Source organism: Streptomyces sp. E2N166, assembly GCF_003671715.1.
Classification (GTDB): Bacteria; Actinomycetota; Actinomycetes; order Streptomycetales; family Streptomycetaceae; genus Streptomyces; species Streptomyces thinghirensis.
This window is the reverse complement of record NZ_RAIF01000012.1, coordinates 34029-46912: the sequence shown is the minus strand read 5'-3', so window position 1 is coordinate 46912 and position 12884 is coordinate 34029. Positions and strand designations below refer to the sequence as shown.

Here is a 12884-nt window from a genome sequence, read left to right as displayed (position 1 = left end):
CAGACCGAGCTCCCGCGCCGCCGCCGTCAGCACGGCGCGCAGCCGGGCGGCCGTCGCCGGCAGCGGCTCGCCCGTCGCGGCGGGACCGACGGTCGCCGCGAAGTCGGCCGTCACCCGCAGCGGGCCGGGCGCCAGGGCACTCGGCGGCGGCGGTACGGCCGGTTCGTGTGCGTCGTCCCGGCCGGCGGGCGCGATACGCAGGCCGCCCGGACGCACGCCCGTCACACTCCCGGCCGCGGCCAGCAGTACCTCCCGTGCCGCGCGTTCGGCGATCCACGCGCCGTCCTCCGGGCCGCCCAGCGGCAGCAACCTGCCGAGCCCCAGCTGATCCCGCACCGTCCGCGCCCACCGGTCCGCCGTCGTCATTCCTTCAGCCTGCCGCATCCACGACGCGGGATCGCGCAACCGTGCTTACGGTGGTCGGAGAAGGACGGACCGGAAGGGACTGCGGCGATGAGTGATTTGACGGAGAAGGAAACGACCGAGACCGGTGCACAGCGTGGGCAGGGCACCCGGCGCGGCGGGGGAGCCCCCGCCGACCGGGGCCGCACCACCATCGCCGACGGCGTCGTGGAGAAGATCACCGGAATGGCGGCACGAGACGTCGCCGGTGTGCACGCCATGGGCAGCGGGATGTCCCGCACCTTCGGCGCCGTGCGCGACCGGGTGCCCGGCGGCACCAAGTCGGGGGTGACGCGCGGGGTGAAGGCCGAGGTCGGTGAGAAGCAGACCGCGCTCGATCTGGAGATCGTGGTCGAGTACGGCGTGTCGATCTCGGACGTCGCCGGGGACGTGCGGGAGAACGTGGTGGCGGCGGTGGAGCGGATGACCGGGCTGGAGGTCGTCGAGGTCAACATCGCGGTGAGCGACGTGAAACTGCCCGACGAGGAGGACGAGGAGCCGGAGCCCCGGATCAAGTGACGCGGACGCTGACCGAGGAGTGGACTGAGCGGTGAACGAGGTGAGCGCACCATGAGCATGGCCGTGGTCGGCTTGATCGCCGGCATGGCGCTGGGATTCGCCGGGTATTTCGGCGGGTTCGGAGCCTTTCTGCTGGTGGCGGCCCTGGGAGCCGTCGGGTTCGTCGTCGGCCGCCTGCTGGAGGGGGACATGGACCTCGGTGACTTCTTCCGCAGCCGAGACGACCGGCGGCGGTGACCGGCGTGAGCGGTGGGGCCGGCGAGCTCCTCGAAACCCCGGCCGTGGTACCGCCGGGCGAGCGCGGTGCCACGCGGATCGCCGACCGGGTGGTCGCCAAGGTCGCCGCGCAGGCGGCGCGCGAGGCGGTCGGCCCGCTCCACCCGGATGCCGAGCGCCCGCACGCCACCGTCGTCGTCCACCACGACACCGCCCACGTCCGGGTCCACCTGGAACTCGACTACCCGTGCGACATCGGCGCCCGCTGCGGGCGAGTGCGTCACCAAGTCGTCCAGCGGGTGAGCGCGTTGGTGGGGATGGCGGTGCCGGAGGTCGCCGTCCAGGTGGAGCGGCTGCACCTGGCGGCGGAGTACGGCGCGAGACAGGGGAGGACGCGATGAGCGAGCCCCAGGGTACCGAAGGCAGCACGCGGCGCCTGCCCGTCATGGAGCCCGTCATGGAGAAGGAGCCGGCGGCCGGTACCGGACCGCCGTCCGACTCCGGCCCCGGCAGCGGACCGGCCGGCCGCTTCTGGTCGGCGCGCCGCGTCCCCGCGGGCATCGTCGCGCTGCTGCTTCTGCTCGTCGCGGGCGCCTTCCTCTACGACGTCGTCGCCGTGCGCGCCGGCCGGCCCGGCCTCGGCTGGCGCCGCGAACTGGCCCGGCAGCTCGCCGACCGGCCCCTCGACGACACGTGGGTCCTCGTCGGCGCGGGAGTCGCCGCGGCCCTCGGACTCTGGCTGCTCGCCCTGGCCCTCACCCCCGGTCTGCGCAAGGTGCTCCCGATGCGGCGCACCCGTCCGGACGTACGCGCGGGGCTCCACCGGGACGCCGCCGCCACGGTGCTGCGCGACCGGGCCATGGAGGTCGCCGGGGTGCAGTCCGCGCGGGTCCGGATGCGCCGCCGGAAGGTCCGCGTGCGCGCGCTGTCGCACTTCCGTGAACTGGACGACGTACGGACCGATCTGGACGGCGCGCTCGACGACGCGGTGCGGGGGCTGGGGCTGGCCCGGCCGCCCGCCGTGTCGCTGCGGGTCGCGCGGCCGGGACGAAAGGGGTGAGGGCGGTGCTCAGGACCGTCGACCGTGTGCTGCTCGGGCTCGTGGGCCTGATCCTGCTCGCCCTCGGCGGGTCGGTCCTCGCCATCGGGTTGGGCGCCCCCGCGCCCTCCTGGTGGCTCCACGACGGGCCGCACGACGTGCTGCTCGGCGACGCCGAGCGGACCCGGTGGCGGGACGCCGGCTGGTGGTGGCCGGTCGTCATCGCCGCCCTCGCCGTCCTGCTGCTGCTCGCCCTGTGGTGGCTGGTCGCGGTGGTGCGCCGCCGCCGGCTCGCCGAGGTCCTCGTCGACACCGGGGACGGCGAGGGCGCGGCGCTGCGCGGCCGGGCCCTGGAAGCCGTCCTCGCCCAGGAGGCGGACCGGGTCGACGGGGTCGAACGGGCCAAGGTCCGCCTCATCGGCCGCCGCACCGCCCCGGCGACCCGTATCCGCCTGCTCCTGGCACCCCACGTGGACCCCGGCACCGCCCTGGACGACCTCACCACTCACGCCCTGACCCACGCCCGCGCCTCGGCGAACCTCGACAACCTCCCTGCGGAGGTCCACCTCCGGGGCGTCGAACACGGCGCCGAGCGCGTCAACTGAGCGCCGTGCGGATCGGCGTGCCGGCCCCCGCGACCCCGGCAGGATCCAACCGGCGCCCCCTAGAACCCGTGCCGCACGCCGCCGTCCACCGGCAGCATCACGCCCGTCACGTACGACGCCGCAGGGGACAGCAGGAACGCCGCCGCGCGGCCGAACTCCTCCGGGGCGCCGTAGCGGCGCAGCGGGATGCGGGACTCGGCGGCCGCCCTGGTCGCCTCCGGGTCGGCGGACAGGCCGTCCAGCTCGCGCACCCGGTCGGTGTCGACGCGGCCCGGCAGCACGCCGACGACCCGGATGCCGCGCGGACCCAGCTCGTCGGCGAGGGACTTGGCGAAGCCGGCCAGCCCCGGGCGCAGGCCGTTGGAGATGGTCAGGCCAGGGATCGGCTCGTGCACCGAGCCCGACAGCACGAAGCCGATGACACCGCCCGACTCCAGCTCCGCCGCCGCCGTCCGGGCCAGCCGCACCGCACCGAGGAACACCGACTCGAACGCCGCCTGCCACTGCTCGTCCGTGTTGTCGGCGACGAAGCCGGGCGGTGGCCCGCCCACACTGATCAGTACGCCGTCGAAGCGGCCGAAGCGCTCACGGGCGGTCGCGATCAGCCGGCCGGCGGCCTCGGGGTCGGCGTTGTCGGCGGCCACCCCCACCACGTCCGGGCCCAGCGCGGCCGCGGCGTCGGCGGCGCTCTGCTCGTCCCGCCCCGTGACGAGCACCTTCGCCCCGTCGGCGACCAGCTCGCGCGCCGCGGCGTTGCCCAGGCCCCGGGTGGCTCCCGTGACGACGTACACCCGGTCCTTCAGTCCAAGATCCATGGCCCTATCCTGCCCCCTCGTTCCCGAACAGGGCCAGGGCGGTGTTCACCAGGCCGACGTGGCTGAACGCCTGCGGGAAGTTGCCGAGCTGGTGGCGGGCCACCGGGTCGTACTCCTCGGCCAGCAGCCCCACGTCGTTGGCGAGTCCCACCAGCCGCTCGAACAGCTCCCGGGCCTCCTTCGCCCGGCCGGTCGCGTGCAGCGCGTCCGCGTACCAGAAGGAGCACACCAGGAAGGTCCCCTCGCCGCCCGGCAACCCGTCGACGGGGTCCCCCTCGGTGCTGTAGCGGCGCACCAGGCCGTCCCGGGTCAGCTCCTCGCCGATCGCGTCGACCGTGCCGACGACCCGCGGGTCGTCCGGCGGCAGGAAACCGAGGCGCGGGATGAGCAGCAGCGAGGCGTCCAGCTCCCGCGAGCCGTAGGACTGGGTGAAGGTGTTGCGCTCCGGGTCGTAGCCCTTCTCGCACACCTCGCGGTGCACCTCCTCGCGCAGCGCGCGCCAGCCGTCCGGGTCACCACCGCCCAGCTCGGGATGCTCCTCCAGCGTGCGCACGGCCCGGTCCAGGGCCACCCATGTCATGACCTTCGAGTGCACGAACTGCCGGCGCCCGCCGCGCACCTCCCACAGCCCCTCGTCGGGCTCCCGCCACGCCGTGCCCAGGAAGTCCATCAGGGCGCACTGCAGCTCCCACATCTGCGGCTGCGGGTGCATGCCCGCCAGCCGGGCCAGCGACAGCGAGTCCATGACCTCGCCGTACACGTCCAGCTGGAGCTGGTTCACCGCGTCGTTGCCGATCCGTACGGGCGTGGACTCGGCGAAGCCGGACAGCCACGGCAGCTCGAACTCGGGCAGCCGCCGCTCGCCGGCCAGGCCGTACATGATCTGCAGGTCCGCCGGGTTGCCCGCGACCGCGCGCAGCAGCCAGTCGCGCCAGGCCTCGGCCTCCTCCAGATATCCGGCCGACAACAGGGCGCCCAGGGTGAGGGTCGAGTCGCGCAGCCAGCAGAAGCGGTAGTCCCAGTTGCGCACGCCGCCCAGTTCCTCGGGCAGCGAGGTGGTGGGGGCGGCCACGATCCCGCCGGTGGGCTTGTAGGTGAGCGCCTTGAGGGTGATCAGGGAACGGACGACGGCGTCCCGGTACGGACCGTCGTAGCGGCAGTGGGCGGCCCAGGCCCGCCAGTCCTCGACGCTGTGCTCCAGCGAGACGTACGGGTCGATCAGCGGGGGGCGGGGCTCTTGCGAGGGGTGCCAGGTCAGGACGAACGCGACCTTCTCGCCCGCGGCGACCGTGAACTCCGCGTGCGTCCCGAAGTCCTGTCCCCAGCTGCGTACCTCGGGCTCGCTGCGCAGCCACGCCGCGTCCGGTCCGGCGACGGCCACCCGGTGCCCGTCGGCCCTGCGCATCCACGGGACGATCGAGCCGTAGTCGAAGCGCAGCCGGAGCACGCTGTGCATGGTGACCTCACCGCTCAGGCCCTCCACGATGCGTACGAGGTCCGGGGCGCGGTCGCGCTGGGGCATCAGGTCGGTGACCCGCACCGAGCCGTCCTCGGTCTCCCACTCGGTGTCCAGGACGAGGGTGTCCGGCCGGTAGGCGCGGCGCGTGCAGCGCTCGGCACCCTTGGGGGCGATGCGCCAGTGGCCGTTGTCCTCGTCGCCGAGGAGTTTGGCGAAGCAGGCGGCGGAGTCGAAGCGGGGGAGGCAGAGCCAGTCCACGGAACCGTCCGTGCCGACCAGGGCCGCCGTCTGCTGGTCGCCGATGAGCGCGTAGTCCTCGATTTGGGTGTGCACGGGATTCCGTCTTCCCGAGCGGGGGCGGAGCAATCGGATCCGCCGCCGTCCTCCTGCCGGACGGCCCCTTACCGGCTACACCGCCGCGGGCTCCGCCTCCGTGGTCTCCCGCGCGTCCTCCGCCGTCCGGTCCCGGGCCTCACGGCGGGCCAGGACGAACCAGCCGACCGGGACGCCCGCGGCGAACAGCCACCACTGGACGGCGTACGCCATGTGGTTGCCGATGCTGCCGTGGTCGGGCTCCTCGATCAGTTCGGGGGTGTCGGCCGAGGGCTTGGGCTCGGTCAGCTCGACGTAGCCGCCGAGGACCGGTTCGCCGAGGCGCTCGGCCTGCTGCTCGCTGTTGATCAGCATGACCTGGCGGTCGGGCAGCCCTTCGACGTTCTTGATACCGCTGTCCTCGGTCGTCTGGTCGGGCATCAGCCGGCCGGTGACGGTGATCTCGCCCTCCGGGGGCGCCGGGATCTCGGGGAAGGCGGTCTGACTCCCGCCGCTCGACGGGATCCAGCCCCGGTTGACGATCAGGACCTTCCCGTCGTCCAGGACGAACGGGGTCAGCACGTGGTAGCCGACCCGGTCGTCCGCGTTGGTGCGGCGACGAACCACGACCTCGTCGGCGCGGTCGAAGTGACCCTTCGCGGTCACCCTGCGGTAGCGGTGCTCGTCGTCGACCTCCGCTCCCGGCGAGGACATGGACTCGACCGGCACGGGCTCCGCCGCCAGGGAGCCGGCGATCTCGCCGTTCAGCTCGACCCTGCGCTCGTGGCGGTGCAGCTGCCAGAAGCCCAGCTCGATCATCGTCGGGATGAGCGCGAGCGCCACGAGGGTGAGGATCACCCACTGGCGGGACAACAGGAAGCGGTACACGCATCGACGGTACCTTGGCGGGCATCGGCTCTCGCGGGGAGGTCCCCGCGAGAGCCGTACCCCCGCGTAGGCGGGGAGCACGTTCGACAGCGATGCCGCGACGTGGTTTCAACGACGGCTTCGCCCCGGAGGTCACGCGAAGCGCTCAGCTCAGACCTTGTCGACGATCCCCGCCCTCCCCTCTGCGCGGGCGCAGTGGGCGCCGCAGAACCAGTGGCCCTCGACCTCGACGCCCTGGCCGATGATCTGCACCCGGCAGTGCTCGCAGATGGGCGCCATCCGGTGGATCGCGCAGGAGAAGCAGTCGAAGACGTGCACCGCTCCCTGGGCGTGGACCTCGAAGGTCATTCCGTAGTTGTTGCCGCAGACTTCACATGTCGCCATGCGCCACAGGGTGAGCCGTCTGAGCGACGCGGGCGAGCGGGCGCCGGGCGAGTCGCCCTAAATCACCCGTCCGTACGGTTCACGTACGGATCAGCTCGCGTACGGCTCAGCCGTCCGCGGGCTCGACGTCCGCGAGCAGCTGCCCGAACGCCGCCTCGTCCACCACCGGCGTCCCGTACTGGCGGGCCTTGACCACCTTCGAGGTGCCCGAGTCCGGGTCGTTGGTGACCAGCAGGCTGGTCAGCCGGGACAGGCTGGTGGCGACGTGCAGCCCGGCCTCGGTCGCGCGGTCCTCCAGCAGGTCCCGCTCGACGGAGGTGTCACCCGAGAAGGCGACCCGCATGCCCTGCTTGAGGCATTTGCCCTCTTCGTACCGGCCAGGGTTGGGGTACGGGCATGCGGGCCTCTTTCGGGAGGGGCGCCAACTGGTCTGCCGGTAGCCGCCGTAACCCGCCTGCTGTCCGATCCGGGGCGCGGGCCGGTCCGACCACTCGGTCAGCGGCCGGCACTCGTGCAGCGGCAGCCGCACGCCGCCCGCTGCCGCGGCGAGCAGGCTCGGCCGGAACGCCTCCGCCAGCACCCGCGCGTCGTCCAGCGCGTGGTGCGCCCGCTCCTGTACGACGCCGAAGTGGGCGGCCAGCGACTCCAGCTTGTGGTTGGGCAGCGGCAGGCCCAGCTCCTTGGAGAGCGCGATGGTGCACAGCCGTTGGCGCACCGGCGCCTCGCGCTTCGCGCGCGCGTACTCCCGGGCGATCATCTGCCAGTCGAAGACGGCGTTGTGCGCGACGAGCACCCGCCCGTCGAGCCGGGCCGCGAACTCCTCGGCGACGTCGGGGAAGAGTGGCGCTCCACCGAGCACGTCGGTCGTCAGACCGTGTATCCACACCGGGCCGGGATCGCGCTGCGGATTGACCAGGGTGTACCAGTGGTCCTCGACCTCACCGCGGGCGTCCAGTCGGTAGACGGCCGCGGAGATGATGCGGTCGTCGCGGGCCAGGCCGGTGGTCTCCACGTCAACGACCGCGTACCCCTGCGGATACGCGGACGGCCACGCCGTGGCGGACGGCGGTGCGGTCGTGCGGTCTTCGAGCATGGTCAATGAGGATACGGGCCGCGACTGACACCCCGGACCCGCAGGGGCCCCGCGGCGCCCGGCGAAACGGTCCCTCCGTCAAGTTCCGCGCGCCGGGGAAGGGTTGCGGCGGCACGGCGCGGGGAGACGGCCGCGGAGCGTCGGTGCGGGGCGCGCGGCGCGCCGGATGGCATCCTCCGCCATGTGACGCAACCCACGCACGACGAGGCCCACGGCGGTGCCCTCGGCACCCGGCTCAACTGGCTGCGGGCGGCGGTCCTCGGCGCCAACGACGGCATCGTGTCCACCGCGGGGCTGGTCGTCGGCGTGGCCGGCGCGACGGGCGACCGCTCCGCCCTGCTGACCGCCGGACTCGCGGGGCTGCTCGCCGGTTCGCTGTCGATGGCGGCGGGCGAGTACGTGTCCGTCTCCACCCAGCGGGACTCCGAGAAGGCCGCCCTGGCCATGGAGAGACGGGAGCTGCGCGAGCAGCCGGAGGCCGAGCTGGAGGAACTGGTGGGCCTCCTGGCGGCGCGCGGACTGAGCCGTGACGTCGCCAGGGAGGCGGCCGAGCAGCTGACCCGGCGGGACGCGCTGCGCGCCCACGCGCGCGTGGAGCTCGGTATCGACCCCGACCAGCTGACCAACCCGTGGCACGCGGCCTGGGCGAGCTTCCTGGCGTTCACGGTCGGCGCGTTGCTGCCGCTGCTGGCGATGGTGCTGCCGCCGGCCGGCCTGCGGCTGACGGTCACCGTCTGCTGCGTGCTGGGCGCCCTGGTCCTGACGGGCTGGAGCAGCGCGCGCCTGGGCGCGGCTCCGCCTGGGCGGGCGGTCCTGCGCAACGTGACAGGCGGCGCCCTGGCCATGGCGGTCACGTACGCGACGGGGTCACTGCTGGACGTCGCCGGGGTGTAGCGGTTCCGAGAGGACCGCCGGCGGTGGTGCCGGTGCTCCGGCCGGTGACACGCGCGGTCGCACGGGTGGTGGGGCCGGTGGCCCGTCGCTCGTGCGGCCGGTGCGCTCAGCCGCGGGCGGCCGCGGGCGGCGCGTTCCGTGCGGTCGGCCGTGGGGGCGGGGTCACCACCGGATCGGTACCGGAAGGGCCGTCAGGAGGCCCGAGACCGCCACCACCACACCCAGGGCGACGACCTCCGCGCGCGCGGGCGAGCACGCGGTCAGCGGGTCGGCGGCGCGGCTCAGCCGGATCCTGGCCCACAGGGCGAGCGCGGCGACGGCGGCCACCAGGATCACCTTGGCGAGCAGGACCCGCCCGTACGCCGTGTCCGTGAGCTGGTCCGCGATCGTCCCCGGCGGCATCCGGCGCAGCGAACTGCACACCCCCGTCGCCGTGATGGCGGCGAGCAGAACGGCCGCCACGCGCGCGTACAGACCCAGCAGCGCCGGGCCCGCCTCGGCGCCCCGCCACTGCCGCAGCGTCCGCAGCACGTACAGGAGACCGCCCACCCACAGCGAGGCGCACGTCAGATGGACGAGGGTCAGACCGGAGCCGAGCAGCGGGCTGTACTCGGTCGTGGGGTGGGCGCGCAGCGCCTCCGCGACGATGACGGCGGCCAGCGGCCAGACCTGGAGGCCGGGCCGGCGCGAGGTGGCGCACAGGCAGGCCGCGAGGAACCCGTTGACCTCCAGGAGCGCGAGCTTGCCGTCACGGGACTCGTAGAGGCCGCCGGCGTCGATGTCGGCGACGCTGTCCGGCACCAGATTGCCCGTGGCCACGACCGAGGCCAGACCCAGCGCGGCGACGAAACCGGCCGCGGCCGCGTACGGCGACCAGCTGCGGGGCCGTTCCGGGGGAGTGCCCGGGAGCGACCGGGCGAGCCGGTTCACGATGAGTTCGCCGACCGGAACGCTCAGCGCGGCGAAGAGCACCGTTCGCAGCAGGGCTATGCCGCCGGTGCCGGGTGCCTCGGCCTCTCCCGTGCCGTGCAGGGCGGGGGACGGGCCGAGGACGGGTATCAGCGCGGCCAGCACGATCAGCACGAGCACCGCCACGGTCCGGCCGGTACCGGCGGCCCGCGCGTGCCGTCCGGTGCCGGCGGTCCGGGACGGGGGTCTTGTCAAGGTCACCTCGAGATCTTCACCAGCTCTCCCAGATCCGGGCAAGTTCCGGAAAACAACTGGCGGTCCGGCATTCCATACATGGGGACGTTTTCGACCGCCGTACGGTTCGGGAGGGCCGTGGAACGGATGAGTGACGTGTCACACCGCGCGGCCCACTGACGTGCGCAAGGAGGTGCGGCTGGGGCGGTCGCACCGCGGTGGTCACGTCGCGGTATCTCGCACTCCGTGTGCATGAGCATGATCCTGCCGTACGCACGAAGGCGTGCGCGCGAAGCCGTACGTACAAGCCGCGCGCGCGAAGCCGTACGCAGGAAAGGGAAGCGGGCCGGGAGCAGCCTCCCGGCCCGCTTCACGCGCGCGTGCCGCCTACCAGGTCACCGCGTCCAGCGCGTCGGCCATGCCCCAGCCGTAGAAGCCGTTGCGGTTCTTCGAGCCCTCGCACACCGCGTCGACCTTGCCGTCACCGTCGATGTCGTACGGCTTGGTGCACGGCGTGGCGTCGGCCTGGGCGTACAGCAGGGCCTTGACCATCGCCGGGGAGGCGTACGGGTGCGTCGACTTGATCAGGGCGGCGACGCCCGCGACGTGCGGCGACGCCATCGACGTACCGGCCATGTAGCCCCACTTGCCGCCGGGCAGCGTGCCCAGGATCAGTCCGTTGGTCGCGGGCGGCTCCGGCGTCTGGTAGGCCGTCGAGTCGCCGCCGGGCGCGGCGATGTCGATGACCCCGAGGCCGTGGTTGGAGAAGGACGACTTGAGGTCCTTCGCGCCGGTCGACGCGACCGTCACGACACCCGGCAGCTGGGTCGGCATGTCCAGGCACTCGGACGGGTCGATCACCCGGTCCGAGGGCGTGGAGTCGTTCGGGGAGACCGGGTCGGTGATCTCGTCGGCCGCGAGGTCGTAGTTCTCGTTGCCGGCCGCGGCGACGTTGACCGCGCCCTTCCTCTCCGCGTACCGCGAGGCCCGGGTGACGGCTTCCAGAAGCGCCTTCTGGTCCGGGTCGTCCTTGCAGTTGAAGTACCAGGGGTCGGTGTAATAGCTGTTGTTGGTCACGTCGACGTCGTGTTCGGCCGCCCACATGAAGCCGCAGACCACGGCCTCGGTGTAGAAGAAGCCGTCCGGGTTGGACACCTTGATGCCGGCGACCTTCACTCCGGGCGCCACCCCGGTCATGCCGACGCCGTTCTTGGCGGCGGCTATCTCCCCGGCCACGTGCGTGCCGTGCGGGCTCTCCGCCGCCCCCGGCCGCCAGGCGCCGTCCGCGGTGTCGGGCTTGCCCGACACGCAGTTGACGGAGGCGTCCCGGTCGAAGTTCGGGGCGATGTCCGGGTGGGTGTCGTCCACGCCGGTGTCGATGACGGCGACCGTCACCTTGCTGCTGCCCAGCGACTTCTCGTGCGCCTTGTCCGCCTTGATGGCGGGCAGGTCCCACTGGAGGGGCTGCAACGGGTCCTGCCCCTCGGCGGCTTCCGCGGCGGCCGTCTCCTTGCCGCTGAGCACCTTCGGCGCGCCCGTGTCCGTCGTGGCGGCCGAGGGCAGCGGTGCGGTGCGGGTGGCACCGGCCGACTGCACGCCGCGCGCCTTGCGGAGGGACTTGGCGAAGCCCGGGTCGGAGGAGTGGACGACGATCACGCCGATCCGGTCGTACGACGTCACGATCGTGCCGCCGGCCTTGGCGATCGCCCGCTTCACGTGCGCCGAGGGACCGTGCCCGGGGCGGACGTTGACGACGTAGCTGAGCGAGGACGCCGAGCCGGCCGAGACGGAGGGCGCGGCCTGAGCGGCCTCCGAAGCCTCCGCGGCGGAGGCCGGGACGCCCGGCAGGAAGGCCAGGGACGCTGCCACGGCCATGCCGGCCGGAATCGCGAGGGCACGACGGTGACGCGGGTGGGGCGCTGTCATGTGCGATGTCTCCAGTTGGTTCGAGGAACTGCTTCGAGAACTTCGTGGACGGTGGAGCAGGCGTTCGCAGCCGGACGGGCCGGTCACCTCACCGCGCGCAGCGCGTTGACGATGCCGAAGCCGTAGAAGCCGTTGACCCGCTTGCCGCCCTCGCACGTGGCGTCCTGCGCGCCGTCGCCGTCCTGGTCGTAGGAGGCAGGGCAGCCCGGGTTGTCCGCCTGGGCCTTCAGCAGCGCCTGGAGCATCGCCGGGGACGCGTGCCGGTGCTTCGACTTCAGCAGCGCGGCGACGCCCGCGGCGTGCGGCGAGGCCATCGAGGTGCCCTGGAGCCAGGCGTACTCGTTGTTCGGCATGGTCGAGAGGATGCGGCCGTTCTTCGACGGCGTGTCAGGGATCTGGTAGCGCGCGTCGCCGCCCGGCGCCGCGATGTCCACGACACCCTTGCCGTACGAGGAGTAGTACGACTTCTCCTTGTCGACGCCCGTCGCGCTGACCGTGACGATGCCCGGCAACTGGGTCGGGATGTCGTAGCACTCGTGCGGATCGATGGTCCGAGTCACCGGCGTGGAGTCGTCGGGGCTGGAGTCGTCGACGATCGCGTCGGAATCCAGGTCGTGGTTGGAGTTGCCGGCCGATGCGAGGTGCAGGGTGCCCTTGCGCTGGGCGTACAGCTGGGCCCGGTTGACCGCGTCGACGATCGCGCGCTGGTCCGGGTCGTCCATGCAGTTGTACAGCCAGGGGTCCACGTAATAGCTGTTGTTGGTGATCTCCACGCCGTGGTCGGCGGCGAACATGAACGCGCACACGACGTTCTCGGGGTAGAAGAGCCCGTTGTTGGGGTCGCTCACCTTGATGCTGGAGACCTTCACGCCCGGTGCGACGCCGGCGACGCCGATGCCGTTGCGGGCGGCGGCTATCTCACCGGCCACGTGGGTGCCGTGGTAGTCGTCGGCGGTGTACGGCCGCCAGGCGCCCTCGCTGGTGTCCGCCTTGCCGCCCACGCAGTTGGCGGACTGCGACGCGGAGAAGTTCGGGGCGAGGTCGGGGTGGGTGTCGTCGACGCCGGTGTCGATCACGGCGACGGTGACCCGGGAGCTGCCCGGGTTGATCTTCGCGGCCTTGTCGGCGCCTATCGCGCGCAGGTCCCACTGGTCCGCTTCCAGCGGCTCGCCGGCGCCCGCGGCCTCGG

Annotated in this window: 14 protein-coding genes and 1 pseudogene; 6 read left to right on the top strand and 9 right to left on the bottom strand. The window is 73.0% G+C overall.

The window, feature by feature from the left end; translation table 11 throughout:
* Window positions 1–366: pseudogene (locus EBH09_RS07835) on the bottom strand (nucleopolyhedrovirus P10 family protein); the annotation flags it as partial.
* Between the two features lie 87 nt (window positions 367–453).
* On the opposite strand from EBH09_RS07835, the gene EBH09_RS07830 reads away from it, so the two are divergent.
* From EBH09_RS07830 to amaP, 5 genes are read left to right on the top strand one after another with little or no spacing between them, the layout of a single operon-like run.
* Window positions 454–921 (top strand): Asp23/Gls24 family envelope stress response protein, encoded by a 468-nt coding sequence (locus tag EBH09_RS07830; protein WP_121746326.1) that lies wholly within the window; start codon window positions 454–456, stop codon window positions 919–921.
* Window positions 922–972: 51 nt separating this feature from the next.
* Window positions 973–1158 (top strand): hypothetical protein, encoded by a 186-nt coding sequence (locus tag EBH09_RS07825; RefSeq protein WP_019329346.1) that lies wholly within the window; start codon window positions 973–975, stop codon window positions 1156–1158.
* Complete coding sequence (locus EBH09_RS07820; protein WP_121746325.1) at window positions 1155–1538, top strand: Asp23/Gls24 family envelope stress response protein; 384 nt, start codon at window positions 1155–1157, stop codon at window positions 1536–1538. Before EBH09_RS07825 ends, EBH09_RS07820 begins: the two co-directional genes overlap by 4 nt.
* Window positions 1535–2197 (top strand): DUF6286 domain-containing protein, encoded by a 663-nt coding sequence (locus EBH09_RS07815; protein WP_121746324.1) that lies wholly within the window; start codon window positions 1535–1537, stop codon window positions 2195–2197. Before EBH09_RS07820 ends, EBH09_RS07815 begins: the two co-directional genes overlap by 4 nt.
* Window positions 2194–2781, top strand: a complete 588-nt coding sequence (gene amaP, locus EBH09_RS07810) for an alkaline shock response membrane anchor protein AmaP (RefSeq protein WP_121746323.1) — start codon at window positions 2194–2196, stop codon at window positions 2779–2781. The genes EBH09_RS07815 and amaP overlap by 4 nt, the downstream gene beginning before the upstream one ends.
* A gap of 59 nt (window positions 2782–2840) precedes the next feature.
* Here the strand turns inward: amaP and EBH09_RS07805 are convergent, their stop codons facing one another.
* From EBH09_RS07805 to EBH09_RS07785, 5 genes are all read right to left on the bottom strand, one after another.
* Window positions 2841–3596, bottom strand: coding sequence for an SDR family oxidoreductase (locus EBH09_RS07805; protein ID WP_121746322.1), 756 nt, complete (start codon window positions 3594–3596; stop codon window positions 2841–2843).
* A 4-nt stretch (window positions 3597–3600) separates the two neighbouring features.
* Window positions 3601–5388, bottom strand: coding sequence for a glycoside hydrolase family 15 protein (locus EBH09_RS07800; RefSeq protein ID WP_121746321.1), 1788 nt, complete (start codon window positions 5386–5388; stop codon window positions 3601–3603).
* Between the two features lie 75 nt (window positions 5389–5463).
* The gene (locus EBH09_RS07795) at window positions 5464–6255 is read right to left on the bottom strand and encodes an SURF1 family protein (RefSeq protein WP_121746320.1); all 792 of its coding nucleotides are present in this window, start codon (window positions 6253–6255) and stop codon (window positions 5464–5466) included.
* A gap of 150 nt (window positions 6256–6405) precedes the next feature.
* A complete protein-coding gene (locus EBH09_RS07790; protein WP_121746319.1) occupies window positions 6406–6639 on the bottom strand; it encodes a hypothetical protein in 234 nt (77 codons plus the stop codon).
* Between the two features lie 106 nt (window positions 6640–6745).
* Entirely contained in the window at window positions 6746–7732 is a 987-nt protein-coding gene (locus EBH09_RS07785; RefSeq protein WP_121746318.1) for a DEDDh family exonuclease, read from the bottom strand.
* A gap of 183 nt (window positions 7733–7915) precedes the next feature.
* Between EBH09_RS07785 and EBH09_RS07780 the strand changes: the two genes are divergently transcribed.
* Window positions 7916–8626 carry a VIT family protein gene (locus EBH09_RS07780; RefSeq protein ID WP_121746317.1) on the top strand — a complete coding sequence of 237 codons (711 nt, stop codon included), beginning with the start codon at window positions 7916–7918 and terminating at the stop codon, window positions 8624–8626.
* A gap of 162 nt (window positions 8627–8788) precedes the next feature.
* Here the strand turns inward: EBH09_RS07780 and EBH09_RS07775 are convergent, their stop codons facing one another.
* The 3 genes from EBH09_RS07775 to EBH09_RS07765 form a co-directional block, all read right to left on the bottom strand.
* The gene (locus EBH09_RS07775) at window positions 8789–9796 is read right to left on the bottom strand and encodes a CopD family protein (RefSeq protein ID WP_121746316.1); all 1008 of its coding nucleotides are present in this window, start codon (window positions 9794–9796) and stop codon (window positions 8789–8791) included.
* A 360-nt stretch (window positions 9797–10156) separates the two neighbouring features.
* Window positions 10157–11695, bottom strand: coding sequence for a S8 family serine peptidase (locus EBH09_RS07770; protein WP_121746315.1), 1539 nt, complete (start codon window positions 11693–11695; stop codon window positions 10157–10159).
* A gap of 83 nt (window positions 11696–11778) precedes the next feature.
* Window positions 11779–12884 (bottom strand): S8 family serine peptidase (locus EBH09_RS07765; protein ID WP_121746314.1); only part of this gene is annotated, 1106 nt, incomplete at its 5' end.

Bases quoted from the DNA above. Each gene is read 5' to 3' on its own strand.
- EBH09_RS07830 (WP_121746326.1), top strand. From the start codon at position 454: ATGAGTGATTTGACGGAGAAGGAAACGACCGAGACCGGTGCACAGCGT.
- EBH09_RS07825 (WP_019329346.1), top strand. From the start codon at position 973: ATGAGCATGGCCGTGGTCGGCTTGATCGCCGGCATGGCGCTGGGATTC.
- EBH09_RS07815 (WP_121746324.1), top strand. From the start codon at position 1,535: ATGAGCGAGCCCCAGGGTACCGAAGGCAGCACGCGGCGCCTGCCCGTC.
- EBH09_RS07805 (WP_121746322.1), bottom strand. From the start codon at position 3,596: ATGGATCTTGGACTGAAGGACCGGGTGTACGTCGTCACGGGAGCCACC.
- EBH09_RS07790 (WP_121746319.1), bottom strand. From the start codon at position 6,639: ATGGCGACATGTGAAGTCTGCGGCAACAACTACGGAATGACCTTCGAG.
- EBH09_RS07785 (WP_121746318.1), bottom strand. From the start codon at position 7,732: ATGCTCGAAGACCGCACGACCGCACCGCCGTCCGCCACGGCGTGGCCG.
- EBH09_RS07770 (WP_121746315.1), bottom strand. From the start codon at position 11,695: ATGACAGCGCCCCACCCGCGTCACCGTCGTGCCCTCGCGATTCCGGCC.